Below are 18,211 nucleotides of genomic sequence, written 5' to 3'. Positions count from 1 at the left end.
GCGAGAATACAAAAAGCGAGTTTGTCAAGTATGCTTAACCCCTCAGTGTTCAAGATGATTAGAAAACAAGCGTTTTAGGATTGTTAAGAAAGATGTGACTAATGGATAACTTTTTAAGCGAGGTTAGGGGGGATCAAAAGATATATTTCACACTTCTCAGGCATCCTCTTAGGACTTGAAATTGCCAATTTAAAGCCAGTTGCCAAGCAAGATATAAGATGCCCAATATCTAGGATGTTCACGGCCTGGTAAATCTTTAAGTTGTTTTTGAGCTTGTTTTAATGCTTGAGCTTTTGTAATGGTTGTGGAGTCAACTAACTGTTTGTAAAATATCTTTGTGAAATCAGCGCTGACTTCATCATCCAAAGTCCATAGTGAAGCCAAAGCGCTACGCGCCCCAGATCGAACCCCCACACCAGAAATGCCTAAAGTTGCTCGCTTATCACCAGTAGCAGTTTCACACGCACTTAATACGAGTAATTCAACAGGTTCAGGCTGTCTTTGAGCTTGCCTGCGGAATATATTACCAATCTGATTGATATTAATCAAGTCATCATAAGCTAAGAGAAATGTTTTCTCAGGGCTAGAACTAAACTCACCGTGTGTAGCTAAGTGAATAACATTAAAATCAAACGTATTAATTTGACTTTTTAAGTTGTTTATTTTGAAGTCACTATCAATCAGCTGAGATACAGAAAAGCCAGAATTAGGTATTGTTTCAATTGCCTTTATTTCCTGTTGGACATAATTTAGTTCAGGATATTTTCTTCTGTTTATGTCTGGTTCTTTTAAACCTGCCGCTAAAATTCTCAGTCCTTTACCTTGAAGAGATTTGGTTTTGGGAATTTCTAGTCTTGGGGCTAGTGCTAACGCATATTCATCAATTAAGTATTTGGTTATTCTCTCCTTTTCGTTATAATCTACCACTAATGCAGCTAAAGGAATGTTACGTAAATTAGTATCTAAAGCAAATACTAATGTATCAATCTGTTCCTCTTTAATATCTTTTTCTGCCTTTTGTAAGAGCCATTTATAGACCAAGTTAGCTTCTTTTTTTAAATCTTCAAATGTATACTCTTCCTCTAAATCAATTTGCAATTTTCTGATCAGAGCATTAAAAGTATATTCATTTGGTTCTGTGTGCAAATTCAAATCTTTGATTTGTTGTTTGACTGTAGCTTGGTCTATGGAATTACTGTAATGTCTTAAAGTAGATGGAATATTTTTGCTTGAAGATTTATTTTTTAGAGAATTTGATGCGTCGGGTAACTTGAGAATAACTTCAATGCGATCATCCAAGAGAATTGGATATAAAAACGCTGTTTTTACTGGTTGTTGATCAACAATTGCATCAATTTCTTCTAAATTAAATTCGGGACAGGCTGCACGTAGGAAATTTTCTAATTCTACCGCTTGTAAAGAAGAGATAACTTCTCTAGCTTTCAATAAGTTTTCTTGCTCAGGATTACTATCCCATAACAGCAAATTAACATAATCTCGATAAATACTCTCGATATCATTTTGAAAGGAGAATTGAGCATCAGGATTACCAGCTACTAATTCTCTCCGCAGTGATTGCAAAGTTAGATACGCCTTTTGATAAAATTGGTTAGCATTATCCAAGTTTTGCAAACTCTCTGTCTTCATTTGTTTATTTTGAGTTTGTATTCTTGGTGGAAGTTGAGATTTGTAAATTCTGCCTAGTTGCCACTCCCATAAATATTCAATATCTGACGGTGCTGATGGGATAGATAAAGATTGAGCAATTAATAAAGCCTTCTCGGTGTTTTCTTTAGCTAAATTCCATATTTGACTTTTTTCATATAACTCACCTTTACCTTTTGCATATATTTCATATAACTCACCAAGATAACCATAAGCATAGGATTCGGATCTTAAATCTCCTATATTTTTAGCTTGTTGAATCGTATTCTTCAGAAATTGTTCAGTTTTGACATCAGGTACATCTTTATTGATATCTTGAATGCGAATTAAGCTTTTAGCAAAATTGAGTTTAATGAGCAGTGTTGAATGAGTAAAGGGTAATTGCTCTATTTGCCGTTGAAGACTATCTGTTTGCTGAGAGATAAATTGGCAATTTTCTTGTGTTAACTGTTGAACGATCGCATACAAGTTATCCTGCTTCGTTTCAGTGCTAATATTTGCTAGTAGCTTGGATAGGTCTTGATCAAATTGTAGTTCTTCACATCTGGGATTTCCAGAGGAGCTACTATATAACTTAGTAAATTTTTGAAATATATTTTCTTTTGCTTGAGTTTCTTTAGTAAGTTGCTCACTCCAACTAATCAAATCTAACACAATGCCTAACTGATTAAGTTGTGCTTGTATTTTTGCTAAATCAGCATTTGATGATGTGTCTTGGATACTAGAAACTTGTCGATAGATACTATCTGCAACATTGGCATATCTAAACGCACAATTGAAATTTTGCAATTGTTGATTACGGCTATAAAAATCCTGTTCTCTGTTACTCAAAGTGCGTAAAGCATTACCTAAATCTAGCCATATCTCTTTTGATTGTTGTGGTATTTTTTCTTTATTGTTAGCTAAAGCTAATAAGATTTTATATGATAAATCTATCTCACCAAGTCCTCTAAAAACATTACTCAATATACGCAGCCCAGCAGCTTTACCAGGAGAGGTTGACAGTTCTATTATGGATTCTGATTTGTTAAATTTCTCTCTAAATTTTTGGCGTTTGTCTTCATCTTGTATTTGTGAAATACAATCTTCTATCTTATAAATTTGTAATAAAGTATTACAAGCTCGCGGGTATAATCCCATTGCTTGTTCAGCTAGGGCTTGGTTGATCTGGTTATTAATAACTTCTTCTTCATTATTAATTTGACGATAGGCTTTAACAGCATTTTTCCAGCAATTTATTGCATCTTCAAAATGAGAAAATTGATAGTTATATCTCCCTCGTATGCTGAATTCTTCTGGTGTCAGCTTTGTCGTGTTTGAACAATTGATTTCCTGATTTGCTGGTTGCGCTAATTGCGTCTGAATACCTATGGCTTTTGAAGATGTTAATACAGGAATTATCAATGTTGAAAGTAAGCCTATAAGACTTAATAGGAATAGAGAAATTATTTTTCGGGATAGCTTGTCCATAAGAAATAGATATTTTATTAAGCTCAAGTTGATTAAGTAGTAGTCCTAGCCCGATATTAAAAGAGGCTCCATATGAGAGAAAAATAAATGCCCTGTTCCTGTAAAGTTTTTTTATCAGAATTAACAGATACTAAGGGAATACCCCAATCTAGACGTGCGTCAAAGCGATCGCCCATTTGAAAACGCAAACCTAAACCCGTAGACACCAGAGGATTTGGCTCAAGTTCAGCACCCTCGAAGTTATTCCAAACTTGACCCACATCAACAAAAGGTATGACTTGTAATGAGCCTTGAATTTCAGGAAAAGTTTTAATTGGTAAGCGGACTTCTGCGGAACCGAAGAATCCATTATCTGCAAGTAAAGCATCTTGACGAAAGCCTCTTACACTTGCTTGACCACCAAGACGAAACTGCTCTAGAGACACAAGTCTTCGGTCTGCTAATTGCAACTCGCCACGCAGCACTAAGAATGTATTTCTACCTAAAAGACGTACCCATTGAGCCTGTCCTTTCCAAGCAAAAAAGCGGCTGTCTGGTTCGTAATCATTAATTGTTGCACCCAGAAAATCAAGTCCTACACTGAACTGAGAACGGAGAGCAAAAACAGAGCGATCGCCACGATCAGTCCACTGTTGAGCAAAACGCAACGCAGAGATACGAGTCCGTCCCTCATCATCAGCTCCTGGTGAAATAGGGAAAGGGCCGATATCATCAAATCCGATAAAGGTTTGAGTTTGTTGATGGGATAAAGCCAATTCCAAGGCCAATTCTTGACGAGGATTGCGAAACAATGGATGGCGCAGTGTCAGTTGATAATTCTCAGACTCAGAAGAAATATCTAGCCTGTCAAAAGGTTTTTCAATTACATTACTCCAACCCCTCCCGTAGTTGAAAGCTAAGGTAGTTTCTTGGGGAGTTAAAGGTAAAGTATAGCTGACATTCACTTCATTACTACCATCAGTGTTGGCGTAACCAACGCTCAACGTATCTCCTATCCCGCTCAGATTTGTCTCTTCTAACTGAAGGCTACGTTGGAAAGTACCCACGGCGGGAGAACGATTATTATCAAGGGCGATCTGAGCGTTAAATGTTTTGGCTTCTTCAACTCGCACGACGAGTAAATTCTGACCTATACGAGTACCAGCAGCTAACTCAGCCGATAAATTTTCTATCCGAGGATTAAGTTGTAATATTTGTAGGGCTTCTAATAACTTCTCACGATTAAGAGGTTTTTGACTTCCCCTGGCTAGGCGAGAGCGAATATAGTCTTTACCTAACCGCCGATTCCCAATAACTTGGATATCTTCTAAAGAACCCTCGACTATTTCTATTGTTACCGCACCAGCTTGGGGTGGAGGTGGGAGTTCTTGCCCTGCTGGGATCACCGCGCCAGAGGTGATATAGCCATTACATAAATAAAGCTGAGTAATAGCAGAACGTGCTTCTAGTAACTGAGAAAATGTGAGTTCAACGGGAGGGTCAGTTTCGTTTCTAGGTAGTTTCCGTGGGGGAGGCTGTTGATTGAGTTGTTTTAGGCGATCGCATTTTGCCTGCTCATTTAATAAATTAGAGCTTTCTTCAAACAGAAAAACTTCAATTGCTTGGAGTAATTTTTCCTCATCTTTAAAAACTGAACTACCCCTAAATTGAAACTTATTGATTAATAACTTAATCGGTACTTTAGGATCTGATTGTTGTGGGAGATTGGGAGTAGGTGTAGGTAGTAAGTTATCTGGAGAAGGTGGTGCGGAAGGCGTTGTTGGCAGTTCAGGAGATGGAGAAGGTGCAGGCAAGACATCCTGGGGAGGAGGTAAATTTTGTGGTACGTTAGTCTGGGCAAGCAAGTTTTGCCTGGGAACTGTTTCCTCAGCAATTGCTCTGGTTTGTATAGGTAGGCTGAACCCCACAGCCGCTAGTGTAAGTAAGAATTTAAGCTGACGCATATTTCACAAATACCCAAAATATTTATAGTCCATTGCAACTGTTGAATACAGGTTTTGAAGGATCAGGTGTGAAAGTAGAGGGACGAGCAGTCAAAATAAGCTGTCCTCTAGACCCAATCTCCACACCTTGCGCTTCTCGTAAAGGTGCTGGGGTGGAAGTGGTCTGTTCACCAGAAGTATTTGCCGCACTGCCTAAAAAAGTATCAGTGCTGAGAGCAGAATTAGGACTAGGCGGTAATCCTCCGCGTCCAGTGATGACAAAGCTACTAGCAGCCCCCTGCACACCTACTCGACAACTTTGGGCAATCAATTTAGAAGAATCACCTAAATCTTCTGGTAACTGAATCGTCCCGCGTGTGGGGTCTGCAATGATGCCATTAATTTCTACAATCCCCGCTCCAGCAGGGTTTGTCAGTGAGTTTGCCGTGGCATCGTTAGTTGGTAAGTCTTGAGGGTTTAAGTTTACTAGTGGGGTGTCAGGTAATCGGCGTTGTAATTCTTCTCGACTTAACGCTTCTATATTTACAACACCAAGAGCATTAATTGTGACTCTGCCAGCATAGTCCTGAAAAGAGTCAGCCGCAATGTCGTTATTTCTGCGAAAACCAGCAATCACAAAACCTTCAGGGTAATTGACATTGATTCTGCCACCATTGCCCCGATTCCCACCAGTACCTGCATTAGTTGAGATGAGACTGTTACGACGCAACAGTAGTAAAGTCCCATTGTTCAAATTGATATTACCCCCATTACCTCTACCAGAGTTAGCATTCAACCTGCCATTGTTGTCTAAAAACACGATGGGTGAGTTAACATTAATATCGCCTGCTTGACTCACTGAGCTTTGAGAACTAACAAAAAAGCCAGTTGCAACTTCAGGATTCCCATTGATAGTTACCCGCCTACCAGCATTGACAGTGATTGTACCTGCTGCTCCTCCACCTTGAACGTTGGTTTGAGCAATCAGTTGTCCGCCATTAATAGCTTCAACTCTATTAGCATTTATTTCAATGTTGCCTGCTGTTTGAGTGTTATTAGTACTTGCAGTTAAGTCAGCACCATCTGATATGCGAAAAAGATGAGGTCGTATTTCACTCCCTATAGTGATATCGCCACCAGATCCTATAGAACCGGGTTCTGCGGAAGTTAATAATCTGCTAGAATTTCCAGAAATATTGACAGAATTAGAAGCATTAATTGTTATTTTCCCAGCATCCCCCCGTCCCCTAGTGAGGGCTTGCACTTGAGCGCCATTGCGAACAAAGAAGGAGCCAGTGTTGATGTTGATGTCTCCGCCTTGACCAGTAATACGTGCTTGTGTTTGTGTGGGAGTTTCAACTGTGGCGAAGGCAAAACCTCCATCAAAGGTAACTTGGTTAGCCGCATTAATAATTAAATTGCCGGCTTTTCCCTGTGCAAAAGTGCTAGTAATCAATCGAGCAAATTCAGTAACAAAAAGCGAGCCAGTTTTAATATCAATTATGCCGCCATTATTTGTCCCTTGTGCTGGTGCTTCTACTGTGCTTAAGATTGCACTAGGAATAAAATCGCTATTACGATCACCCCGAATACTCGGTACTAAAAAACTCCATCTATTATTACCTTGACCATCAACTTTAACAGTATTAATTTCTTCAGAATTAATGGGTCTAATATTTACATTGCCAGCGCCACCTGGAACACCAAGGGTGCTATTACCGAAAGTGCTAGTAGCTACTATACTGCCATTTTCTAAAGACAGCATTTGAGTTGTGATATTTATATTACCCCCCCTACCCTGACCTCCTTCTCTAACAACAGTAGCTAAAGTACCTTGGTTGAGAGTCACGTTGGGAGCAGTTATATTAACTGTGCCACCGTTACCAACTGATTGTCCAACTACCTCGCTGAAAACCACACTATTGCCAGTTACAGAAACCGTATCAGTTGCCGTAATAGTCACATTGCCAGCCTGTGCTGCAATTGTTGTTCCATCTGGTCTTCTTCCTCCATTTCCACTGAGAATGCTAGCTGCTACTATCGCCCCATCTTGAATACGAACTGAGCGTGCTGTAATATCGAGTCTCTCGCCGCCGTTTCCTATTCCACCTTGTGTTACATCAGTACCTACAGTGGGGAGAGCATTCTCTTGAGATCCATCGATAGTAACCGTACCACTATTAGCTGTTATCGTCACATTGCCTGCATTCCCTCGTCCACCCTCATTTCTGCTGAAAATTCTAGATTCACCTTTAGAAGATACAACAGATACAGAGCCATTTCTGGCATTAATGTTGATGTTGCCTGCATCTACGTTGATGTTGTTGCCATTTTGCTGTACTTGCACACTAGTGCTGCTATTTACAAGGGAGTTAAGTATCCTAATATCCCCGTTTTGGGAAGTAATTTCAATATTTCCCGCTTGAGGATTTATACTTTGTCCTGGGGCAGGTAACACTCTTCCATTTGGGTTCTTAGCTTGGGCTGTCACTGTACTATTAGTGATAGATACTTGACCGCCAGCTTCAATATTAATTCTTCCAAAATATCCATCAGTAAGAATAGTTTCGTCTCCACGATTTGTACTTCCATTTCCAGTGATTTCTACATTCCCTTGAGGAGCAAAAATGTTAATATCTCCTGCAAAATCTGAACCACTATTACTAGCTTCTAGCTGAACTTGAGCCAAGAAAACAGAGCCTCGTGATGAACGAAGTGTGATTGTACTGAAATTGTTTCTATCATTAGTATTGCTATTATTAGAAGCTTCAATATTACCAGAATTAATATTACCAATCGCTTGAAGAGTCACATCACCAGCACGCCCACTGCTTCTTGATAGTATATTTCCACCTGTAGTATTGATATCTCCGTCACTGAGAATTTTGACATTTCCACCGTTACCATCGCCTCTACCAGTAATGATGCCATTAACCTGCACATTTCCTCTAGCATCTATCGTGACTGGATTACCGTAAGCACGGATTGAGAAGGAGCCTAAAGTAGGGGCTTCTGGATCTACAGTCCCATCTGTAATTTCAATCAAACCGCCAGCTAGATTGGGATTTTGCTGATATTGATTAGTTAAAAATATTTGACCATTAACTCTTGTGTTAACAATGCTTCCGATTGTGATGTTCGCGCTTGTTGGTTCATTACCTAATTGGCGGTTGACAATTTCATTAGGATTTTGTCCTGTAATAGCAGATACATCAGTAAGAATACCTTCGATTCTACTAGTACTAGTACCGATCGCATCTGCACGTACACCCGCCCGAATATCCAAAGTTGGTTGTTCTATGCCATTAATCCGGACTGATGAAGTTCCATCTGGTAGTGTTTGTGATAAAGGTACTGTTTCGGTAAGTGCATTTGCATCTGCACCTATAATTTCAACATTGCCGTTAATTGTGACACTCCCACCAGCGAGAATGTGCAGCGAAGCCCCTCGATAGCTTGCAAAACTCACATCTCCAGCCGCTCGAATAATGGGATCGTAAGGACTGAACAAACCTCCTAAACTGCCATCCATTTGTTCAATGCGGAAATTCCCACCAGCCCAGTAGTGAGCATCACCGCCGACTGTGTTAGCCGATCGCAATATTAAATCCCCACCCGATACCAACCCACTATTAGAATTATTCAAGGCAAAAATATCAACTCCTTGTCTACCTTGAACTAATAACTTTCCTCCAGCTTGGGCTACAAAGGGATTCGCCGCACTATCTCGTACCTGTACTGTATCCCCTGCTAGCAGGTTTAAATCGCCATTCGTCCCGATCAAACTTTCTACCAGAGTTAAATTGTTATAGGCTGTGAGTATTGCTGTCTGGGCTACGACATTCTTCGCTACCACATCACCATCTGTTACAGACAAGCCCGATTCAGTCACTTCCACCTGTCCATTGCTATTTACCGTCAGCCCTGGATGGAATTGTGTATCGCTGTTGAGTAATAAATCAGCCAGAGCAGAACCTTCTCCAGTGGCTATTGAAGAAGTATCTATATTGAGTAACTGTCCCGATGAATTGACATTGACAATACTATTACCGGGTACGGCGGCAACTGCAATTTCTCCTCCTGCGGATAATTGCCCTGTACTAGCAACTGTACCTCCCAACAGGGTGAGGTTCTGCCCTGTACCTACGCTGAGGTGGGCGGAGTTGGCGATCGCTTTTGGTTGTCCCTGGTTAAACTGCACTCCCAAAGGAACTGATACACTGAGCAATGGCGCAGCTTTGGGATTTGTGGCACTAAACTCTAGTCCGTTACCAAAATTAAAACTGTTACCTGTACTGCCTAAAAATGAACCCGTCAAGTCTAAGGAAGCGTTGGGGCCAAAGAGAATCCCGTGAGGATTGAGCAGAAATAAATTGGCATCGCCTAGTACACCGAGTTTGCCATAGATATGAGAAGCATTACCCCCAGTCACTCGGCTGAAAATGTTCTCGATTCCCGTCGGATTAGTAAAATAGGCTCCTCGTCCCTCTCTAATGTTGAACTCTTGAAAACTATGGAAGAGGTTAGCACCACGAATTGCCCCTCCATCAATGAGATCGCTCGTGATACCTCTAATATCAATATTGGGTGTGACTACCGAATTTTCTACCCCCAAGCTGCTATCTGGGATAATTTGTGCGATCGCTTTATTCCCATTTGATATTATGGCGCTAGTTGTAGCCAGAGCCATACCTATACACCAATACCCTAGTTTCATAAGTTTTACTTGTTACTAAATTTATTTAACCGTATTTTTTGAGTGTAGCCAGTCGCTACGCTATGACAAACACCAAATGCCTATCTATAGCAATCTATGTAGTAAATTTAGTTAAACTTAAACCGAAAAAACTCTTAGCACAAAATCAAGAAACACTATAAATTTTGCTAATGATTAGCATCTAGAATCTACAAATAGATTTAGCTAACGGACTTTTTTCCGTATTCCCACGGATAGTAACATATGCTGCTTTTAGAAGCAAGCAGCATATATGAGCTAAGAGAATAATGGGAGATCAATATTATGATTGGGTGAGAAATATAGTAGTGATAGAAAAATTTGATGAATAATCTGTAAAAATAATTAATTAAAAGCTAATATTACAATTTTAAACCCCCACTAGTAAAAGACCACTATTAATCGCCACGTTCCACAAAAATACTTTTGTACCTCGTGAGAGACTATTTATTTATAAAGTAAATCTTTAGACACAAAGCGCACATTTATCACAGACAGGATTTCCCATTTCATATCAGTTAAGCTTGTGGGGTAAAGCTTCGTGTTATGATTAACTGTGTAAATACACTATAAATAAAGTATTATATTTTACTTTAAATCTTTTATTCTCACTTTTAGATTTACTTTATCAATAGCCTCTTAATAAAAAATCTCAATAATGATGAGACAAGTTTTAAAAAGTGTAGCTTTATTATAATTAGCGACGCAAGACAAACCAAAGAAAGTAATGTTCGTAGTCAGGACTTTAGTCTTTATAAAAAAGAGGAATAAAGTCCTTACTACGAACTTAAATAATGTGAGGCTAGATTCTTAAATGAAAAAGCCTAACTTGAAATAGTTAAAGTAGCTTATTTGCGAATCCTACTAAACAGAACAATTTAACTCACCAGCTTTTTGTGTAAAACGGCTATTTTCTCGATAATCTACCGGACAATCGATGACAGCAGGTACATCTTGCGCTAAGGCTTCTTTGAGTACAGGAATTAAGTCTAAAGCTGATTCAACTCTATAACCTTTCAAACCCATACTTTCGGCTAATTTAACAAAGTCTGGATTGCCAAAATGTACAAAAGATGAGTGACCTTTACCAAAATGATTTTCTTGTTTCCATTCAATTAAACCATAGCCGCCATCATTGAAAATTAAGGTGACAAATGGTGTACCTACTCGTAAAGCGGTTTCTAATTCCTGGCAATTCATCATAAAGCCACCATCACCAGTAGCCGCTACTACTTTGCGGTTTGGATATACGAGTTTGGCAGCCAAAGCACCAGGAATAGCAATCCCCATTGCTGCAAAGCCATTAGAAATAATACAAGTGTTAGGACTATGGCAATGATAATGACGAGCCATCCACATTTTATGAGCGCCGACATCAGAAATAACAATATCATCTGGCCCCATTACCTGCCGCAAATCATAAATCAATTTTTGCGGTTTAATAGGATAACCATCATCGTTGGCATATTGCTCATAATCTGCGCGAATATTTCCTCTCAAGCTGATAGCATAAGGATTAGGTTTACCTTGTCTATCTGCTACTTTTAATATTTCTACTAAGGAATCAGAAATATCTCCTATTACTTGCACTTTTGGGATATAACTACTATCAATTTCCGCACCATCTGCCCCAATATGGACAATAGGAATTTTCCCTTCTGGATTCCATTTCTTAGGTGAAAATTCAATTAAATCATAGCCGATCGCAATTACTAAATCGGTGTTATCAAAGCCGCAAGTGATAAAATCTCGCTGTTGCAATCCTACCGACCATAAAGCTAAAGGATGGGTGTAGGGAATCACACCTTTACCCATGAAAGTATTAGCCACAGGTATATTCATTTGCGTGGCAAATTGGGTTACAGCATCACTAGCGTTAGCCCTGATTGCCCCATTACCTACCAAGATTAAGGGGTTAACCGCTTGAGAAATAGCGGCGGCGGCGGCGCGAATACTAGCAAATGAAGCGTAGGTTTTTTCGATATTATTATCTTTATGTAAAGGTTTGCCCTCTACGGGCATCGCGGCAATATTTTCTGGTAAATCGATGTGAACTGCACCGGGTTTTTCAGTTTGCGATCGCTTAAAGGCTTTACGCACAACTTCCGGTGTAATGCTAGGACGGACAATCTGTTTATTCCACTTAGTTACCGGAGCAAACATCGCCACCAAATCTAAATATTGATGGGATTCGATGTGCATTCTATCTGTTCCCACTTGCCCAGTAATCGCCACCAACGGCGCACCATCTAAATTAGCATCTGCTACCCCAGTCATTAAATTAGTCGCCCCAGGCCCCAAGGTAGAAAGACATACGCCAGCTTTCCCCGTCAAACGTCCGTAAACATCTGCCATGAAAGCTGCACCCTGTTCATGGCGAGTTGTGATAAACTTGATAGATGAATGTCTAAGCGCTTCTAAAACGTGTAAATTTTCTTCGCCAGGAAGACCAAAAACATATTCAACACCCTCATTTTCTAAACACTTGACTAGTAATTCTGCTGTATTCATTTTCAAATCCTCAATTAGCGATAAATATCGGGGAGTTGTGAGTGGGGAATTGGGAGTAGTGAAAGATAGCTCCACTCCCTACTCCCTACTCCCTACTCCCCTTTCACTTCACCCAAACAGTTTTTACATTCACAAACTCATGTATGCCTTGAATACTTAATTCTCGGCCGTACCCAGAACGTTTTATGCCCCCAAACGGTAGTCGGGGGTCGGATTTAACTAAACCATTAATAAATACTGCGCCGGCTTCAATTTCCGAAATTAAGCGATCGCGTTCTTGGTCATTGTTTGTCCAAGCACTCGCACCTAACCCAAAGGGTGTAGCATTAGCTAGTTTAATCGCAGCATCCAAATTTGGCACTCGAAATAACAAGGCTACTGGGCCGAAAAATTCCTCTTGGGCGATAGGCGCGTCAATGGGGATATCTATAATAATTGTCGCGGGGTAAAAGTTGCCAGGACGATCGCTTAAAGGATAGCCGCCAGTCAAGACTTTACCACCACTTTTCACGGCAGTTTGTACTTGTTGGTCTAAATCTTGGAGGATGTCGGGGGTAGCTAATGGCCCTAAATCAGTGTCGAGATGCAAGGGGTCGCCAATTTTTAGGGCTGTGAATTTTTCCAACAGCAGTTTTTCAAATTGATCTGCGATCGCTTCTGCAATGATAAAGCGTTTAGCTGCAATACAAGATTGCCCATTATTTAACATCCTTGCAGTTGTCGCTGTCGCGGCTGCGGCTGCTAAATCAGCACTTTCCAACACAATAAAGGGGTCACTTCCCCCCAATTCCAACACGGTTTTTTTAATTTGTTTTCCCGCCGCCGCCGCCAAAGAAGCACCGGCAGGTTCGCTTCCAGTTAAGGTAGCAGCTTTGACCCTATCATCAGCGATGACATCGGCTACTTTTGCCGCCCCAATTAACAGGGTTTGAAAGACACCTTCAGGAAAACCCGCCCGGAGGATAATATCTTCGATAGCTAAAGCGCACTGTGGTACATTCGATGCGTGCTTGAGTAAGCCCACATTCCCCGCCATGAGTGCAGGTGCAACAAAGCGGAATACTTGCCAAAAGGGAAAATTCCACGGCATGACTGCCAGAATAATACCCAAAGGCTGATAGCGGACAAAGCTATGACTAGCATCCGTTTTTACACTGACATCAGCTAAGAAATCGGCGGCATTTTCTGCATAGTATCGGCAGACAGCCGCACATTTTTCGACTTCGGAAATAGCTGCTTTATAAGGCTTGCCCATTTCCACAGTCATTAACTTAGCAAAGTCGGCTTTTTCTTGCTCTAAGATATCTGCTGCTGCTTGCAAAGCCTTGGCACGCTCGGCAAAACTTGTATGACGGTACTTTGCAAAAGCCTGGTCTGCCAAATCTAATTTAGCGGCAATTTCTGCATCGTTGATCGGCTCAAAGGTTTTGAGCGTCTCCCCAGTTGCGGGATTGATGGTGGCGATCGCCATTTCCTAACCTCCCGTGGATAAATAGCTTGAGGTAGCTTCTTAGTGTTACACACATTCCCCAAAGTCAGCTACCACCCAAATTCTAGTCTTTTCGTTTTGATTTTTCCCAAAAATGTCTTATAAGTTACTATTTTCTAGTGATAGACTACACCAGAGACTAAGCATTAATGCTGTAGGCGATCGCATCATTATTCCTAGTCAAGTCAATCCCAAATGCAACATCAAGGCAGCATCAATTAGTACCATCATCTCTTCATCTAAACTACCCACTACTTCGCCCATAATTCGTTCCTTAGAAATTGTTCTTACCTGTTGCGCCTGGACTTTAGAAGGTTTTGTTAAACCACTCACCTCTGGATTTAGCAGCACTTCAAAAGGATAAACACGATTAACGTTAGAAGTAAGAGGTAAAATCGTTACTGTCGTAGCAACACGATTACTAATGTTATTACTCACTACCAGCACTGGACGGCGTTTACCCATTTCTGAACCAAGGGTAGGACTAAGGTCTGCGTAGTAAATATCACCACGTTTCATCTGCTAGTCCATCTGCTACTGTTACATTCCAATCACTGTCAACTTCCGCAGAGGCTTCTCGATAAGCCTCTTCTAGTTCTCGATTTCGCAGTAACTCTAACGCTTCTTCAATTACTTGAGAACGAGATTTACATCCTTTATTAAACTTATAGTTTTCGATAAACTCCACTAAGGATGGTGGTAAAGAAATAGATAATTTTTCTGCTTTCATATTCCTACCAAAAAGTAGTAAAGAAAATCCTTACTAATATAGTAACTTAATTTGCAGCCCCAACTGTTCCTAACGGGACTTAAACAGAAGTTAAGAGTAAAAAAGGGTATATAGCGTTTACCAGTCTAATGAAGTACAGTTATTAAAATAAATCAGTGTATCTACTCAAGGGTAAAAATGAAACCATATTCCCTAGACTTTCGCCAAAAAATATTGGATACATATAAAACAGGTGGAATATCACAACGTCAATTAGCAAACAAATTTTGTGTAAGTTTAGGTTTTATTGAGAAATTACTAAAGCAATATAGAGAAACAGCAAGTATCGCTCCTAAAGTGAGGACAAAACAAACTCCTCCAAAGCTCAACGAAGAACAAATTAAGATTCTGGAAGAAATAGTTGAAGCTAAGAATGATGCCACCTTAAAAGAAATTAGCTTAATTCTCAAAGAAAAAACAGGAATAACAATTAGTATATCTACGGTAGACAGGATGTTACAGAGGATAGAAATCAGCCTAAAAAAAAACATTGCACGCCTCTGAAAAAGAGACTGAAAGAGTACAATTATTAAGAGTACAGTTCTGGCTTAAACTTCATGAGATACCGGCGGAAAACCTTGTCTTTATTGATGAAGCAGGAGCTAATCTATCTTTAATAAGACACTCCGCCCGTTCTAAAAAAGGTAAAAGAGCGCATAGTTCACGACCTCAAAAACGTTGTAAAAATGTATCCATAATTGGAGCGATTGCTCTCAAAGGCGTGATTAGTCAATATAGCATTTTAGGAGCATCTGATGGGCTAACATTTGAGGCTTACATTTCTCAAAAATTAGTTCCAAAACTGTGGGAAGGCGCTTATGTAATTATGGATAATTGTTCAATTCATAAAGGTAGAGATATTGAGGAATTAATCGAATCTGCTGGAGCTAAATTGATTTATTTACCACCATATTCTCCTGATTTCTCACCCATTGAAAACTGTTGGTCAAAAATTAAAAATATACTACGTTCTATTGGAGCTAAAAGTTATCCAGACTTAGCAAAAGCAATTGAAAGTGCTTTTAACCAAGTCTCGTTAAATGATATTTATAATTGGTTTACCCATTCTTGTTACTGTACTTCACCAGAGTGAGAAACGCTATAATGCTGAATTAGCATAGCTTTCACGTTAAAAAAGCTCATGAAAGAAACCACACCTGCCGCCATGCCGCCATGCTTTGAAAGATGGTGTCAACGGTTTGATGATGTATTTACTCATAAGGCTCAAAAAAGAGAGTTTAGGCATTATGTAGGTGGATTATTGGGTGAAAGTGAGAGAAAAAACCTGTTTCAAATTGCAGAGAATGCTGTAGGAGTAACTTACCACCGATTACACCATTTTTTAACTGAAGCACCTTGGTCTAGTAGTCTGCCAAGACAACTTTGCTAGGTTAGAGTTGGATATAAACGCTGCATTTTTCGGCGAGCATCTTTGGTTTGGAAACCCCAATAGACACTGGCTTTTTGCTGATTACGTTGTTTCTCCCAAGCGGCAATCTCAGAAGTTAATGTTTCTGCATTAGGAATACGCCGTTCTAAACATTGGCGGGATAAAACAGATAATTCAATTTCTACTTGATTCAACCAAGAAGCGTGCTTAGGAGTATAGTGAAACTCTAATTTTTGAATAATTCGACGTGCTTCTTCTGGTGGAAAAACTTCATATAATGCGCTGGGAGTATGAATATTCAGGTTATCAACTACCAAACGAATAACATCAGCATCTTGGTAGCAAACATCTACTAAATTTTTCATCTGTTTAGCAAAATCGACTTTAGTTCGACGTTCTGTAACTTCGATATGCCGCCAACCTGCCAAGGGTTGAAAACACGCAAATAAATTTACTGTCCCGTTACGTTTATACTCGAAATCATAACGTTCAGGCTGCTCCGGCTCTGGTGGCAAAGGAAGTCTTACTTCTTCTACTAGTTGGTAGGGACGTTCATCAAAGCAGACTACAGGACGTTTAGGATCATAAGGCTCATTGTATAAATCCAACACATCTTCCATTCGGAAAACATATTCTGCGTTAACTTCAGGAATGCACCACTGTTGTTTTAACCACGGTTTGATTTCATTTTTTTTAAAGTTTGACGCACTGTTTCGTCCGAAATTGAATCTATGATACCAACGTTCACTAAATGATCCGCTAATAATTGCATTGTCCAACGTACTCTTCCAACTGGTGGATTGGAACAAGCAGTGGCAATTAAAAATGCTTCTTGTTTTTCATCTAACTTTTTAGGTTTTGGTGGATGAACTTCATCCTTTAAAGCAAAATCTAACCCCCCAATGACAAATTTTTCTCGTATTCGTTGCACTGTTGCAACATGCGCTCTAACTATGCTAGCGATCGCTTGATCCGTTTCTCCTTCAGAAGCCATTAGAAGAATGTTTGCACGGGTTATGGTTCTTGCTTTGTGTTTACCTTTTTTAATTATTGCTTGTAGCTGAGAAACTTCCTCTTCATTCAAGTCAACAATGTACTTTTTCGCCATGTTACACCCCGTTTTTGGCTATTTTACCAATTAGAGGTTTTACTTAGCAAAGTTACCTTGGCAGACTACTAGTAGCCAAGTGAATGAGCGTCGGTTAGAGATCATGGATAAGTGTAGCCAGACGAGAATCAGTAGAGGTTTTAGTTTAATAATTGATGATTCTGGTCATAGAAAAAGTGGTAATTTTACTGCTGGAGTGGGAAGGCAGTACATCGGAGAAATTGGCAAAACAGATAATGGAATAGTAATAGTAACAACACATCTATATGATGGAAGAAAAAGTTTACCATTAGATATAGAGCTATATCAGCACGCTGATTCTTTATCATCTGGGAAACAACACCCAGAATTTGAGAAAAAACCCGAACTAGCAATTAAATTAATAGACCTAAGTTTAAACCGTGGTTATCAACCAGGAATAGTAATTGTAGATGCTGGATATGGCAACAACACATCCTTCTTATTAAAATTAGAAAATCGCCAACTAAAGTATTTAGGGGGATTGGCTAAAAATCGCAAAGTCATTGTCAATAATCAAGAGAAGGTTCGAGAAACAATCAGACTAGATGAATTAGCGCAAGCGTTACCCCAAGAAGCTTTTACAGAAATTCAACTCAACTTAAATAAACCCAAAACATTATGGGTGGTAACTAAAGAAGTAGAGATATCTGGTCTAAGTGGAAAGCGGAATATTGCTATCGTCATGAATGCTGCGACTTTCTCACAAGCTACTGATATTGACTATTTTATTACCAATGTTGACTCATCAATTGTCACCCCAGAATGGATAGTTGACACTTATAGCTCAAGAAATTGGGTAGAAGTTTTTTATAGAGAAGCAAAAGGGTGGTTAGGGCTAAGAGAATATCAAGTTCGAGATAAAAGAAGTTTATTTCGACATTTTATCTTGGTTTTTTGTGCTTATACTTTTATTCTTTGGCATCAGATGACAGGAGGCTTGAGACGTAGGTGGGCAAACAAACCTTTGAACACCTTTACTGAAGCTTTGGAAGCATTTAGAACGGCTATGTCTTATCGATTCTTCGATTGGTTGACCCTCAACCGTGACGTGTTTACCGCTTATAAAGCCAGTTTAGGCTTTATTTGGGCTTGATTTTTGTCTAAGTCCCGCTAATATTTATCAGCAAGTAC

At 39.7% G+C, this 18,211-nt stretch carries 9 protein-coding genes and 2 pseudogenes; 3 read left to right on the top strand and 8 right to left on the bottom strand.

Annotation, left to right across the window (positions count from 1 at the left end):
• Positions 1-189 precede the first annotated feature (189 nt).
• The 7 genes from NSMS1_RS11370 to NSMS1_RS11340 all read right to left on the bottom strand — a co-directional run bounded on the left by NSMS1_RS11370 (position 190) and on the right by NSMS1_RS11340 (position 14,522).
• Positions 190-3,135 carry a CHAT domain-containing protein gene (locus NSMS1_RS11370; RefSeq protein ID WP_224093226.1) on the bottom strand — a complete coding sequence of 982 codons (2,946 nt, stop codon included), beginning with the start codon at positions 3,133-3,135 and terminating at the stop codon, positions 190-192.
• Positions 3,136-3,191: 56 nt separating this feature from the next.
• Positions 3,192-5,078, bottom strand: a complete 1,887-nt coding sequence (locus NSMS1_RS11365; RefSeq protein WP_224093225.1) for a ShlB/FhaC/HecB family hemolysin secretion/activation protein — start codon at positions 5,076-5,078, stop codon at positions 3,192-3,194.
• A gap of 22 nt (positions 5,079-5,100) precedes the next feature.
• Positions 5,101-9,774 (bottom strand): filamentous hemagglutinin N-terminal domain-containing protein, encoded by a 4,674-nt coding sequence (locus NSMS1_RS11360; protein ID WP_224093224.1) that lies wholly within the window; start codon positions 9,772-9,774, stop codon positions 5,101-5,103.
• A gap of 882 nt (positions 9,775-10,656) precedes the next feature.
• Positions 10,657-12,303, bottom strand: coding sequence for an acetolactate synthase large subunit (locus tag NSMS1_RS11355; protein ID WP_224093223.1), 1,647 nt, complete (start codon positions 12,301-12,303; stop codon positions 10,657-10,659).
• A gap of 103 nt (positions 12,304-12,406) precedes the next feature.
• Positions 12,407-13,774, bottom strand: coding sequence for an NAD-dependent succinate-semialdehyde dehydrogenase (locus NSMS1_RS11350; protein WP_224093222.1), 1,368 nt, complete (start codon positions 13,772-13,774; stop codon positions 12,407-12,409).
• A 198-nt stretch (positions 13,775-13,972) separates the two neighbouring features.
• The gene (locus NSMS1_RS11345; RefSeq protein WP_224093221.1) at positions 13,973-14,311 is read right to left on the bottom strand and encodes a type II toxin-antitoxin system PemK/MazF family toxin; all 339 of its coding nucleotides are present in this window, start codon (positions 14,309-14,311) and stop codon (positions 13,973-13,975) included.
• Positions 14,298-14,522, bottom strand: a complete 225-nt coding sequence (locus NSMS1_RS11340) for a type II toxin-antitoxin system ParD family antitoxin (protein ID WP_224093220.1) — start codon at positions 14,520-14,522, stop codon at positions 14,298-14,300. Before NSMS1_RS11340 ends, NSMS1_RS11345 begins: the two co-directional genes overlap by 14 nt.
• Before the next feature lie 177 nt (positions 14,523-14,699).
• Between NSMS1_RS11340 and NSMS1_RS11335 the strand changes: the two genes are divergently transcribed.
• Both NSMS1_RS11335 and NSMS1_RS11330 read left to right on the top strand, forming a co-directional pair.
• Positions 14,700-15,654, top strand: a protein-coding gene (locus NSMS1_RS11335) for an IS630 family transposase (RefSeq protein WP_263432538.1) whose coding sequence is annotated in 2 segments (ribosomal slippage) — positions 14,700-15,043 and positions 15,042-15,654 — 957 coding nt in all. Because the reading frame shifts where the segments join, the coding sequence is not laid out codon by codon here.
• Between the two features lie 48 nt (positions 15,655-15,702).
• Positions 15,703-15,930, top strand: a pseudogene (locus NSMS1_RS11330) (transposase); the annotation flags it as partial.
• A gap of 17 nt (positions 15,931-15,947) precedes the next feature.
• Here NSMS1_RS11330 and NSMS1_RS11325 read toward each other — a convergent pair.
• Positions 15,948-17,059, bottom strand: a protein-coding gene (locus NSMS1_RS11325; RefSeq protein ID WP_411908649.1) for an IS630 family transposase whose coding sequence is annotated in 2 segments (ribosomal slippage) — positions 15,948-16,639 and positions 16,639-17,059 — 1,113 coding nt in all. Because the reading frame shifts where the segments join, the coding sequence is not laid out codon by codon here.
• Positions 17,060-17,099: 40 nt separating this feature from the next.
• Between NSMS1_RS11325 and NSMS1_RS11320 the strand changes: the two are divergent.
• Positions 17,100-18,173, top strand: a pseudogene (locus NSMS1_RS11320) (IS701 family transposase); the annotation flags it as partial.
• Positions 18,174-18,211 lie beyond the last annotated feature (38 nt).

It is taken from the genome of Nostoc sp. MS1 (genome assembly GCF_019976755.1).
Classification (GTDB): Bacteria; Cyanobacteriota; Cyanobacteriia; order Cyanobacteriales; family Nostocaceae; genus Trichormus.
This window is presented reverse-complemented; position numbering and strand designations above follow the sequence as displayed.

What these genes read in the sequence shown, in the direction of transcription:
- NSMS1_RS11365 (WP_224093225.1), bottom strand. Translation starts at nt 5,078, where the DNA reads ATGCGTCAGCTTAAATTCTTACTTACACTAGCGGCTGTGGGGTTCAGC.
- NSMS1_RS11340 (WP_224093220.1), bottom strand. Translation starts at nt 14,522, where the DNA reads ATGAAAGCAGAAAAATTATCTATTTCTTTACCACCATCCTTAGTGGAG.
- NSMS1_RS11345 (WP_224093221.1), bottom strand. Translation starts at nt 14,311, where the DNA reads ATGAAACGTGGTGATATTTACTACGCAGACCTTAGTCCTACCCTTGGT.
- NSMS1_RS11360 (WP_224093224.1), bottom strand. Translation starts at nt 9,774, where the DNA reads ATGAAACTAGGGTATTGGTGTATAGGTATGGCTCTGGCTACAACTAGC.
- NSMS1_RS11355 (WP_224093223.1), bottom strand. Translation starts at nt 12,303, where the DNA reads ATGAATACAGCAGAATTACTAGTCAAGTGTTTAGAAAATGAGGGTGTT.
- NSMS1_RS11350 (WP_224093222.1), bottom strand. Translation starts at nt 13,774, where the DNA reads ATGGCGATCGCCACCATCAATCCCGCAACTGGGGAGACGCTCAAAACC.
- NSMS1_RS11370 (WP_224093226.1), bottom strand. Translation starts at nt 3,135, where the DNA reads ATGGACAAGCTATCCCGAAAAATAATTTCTCTATTCCTATTAAGTCTT.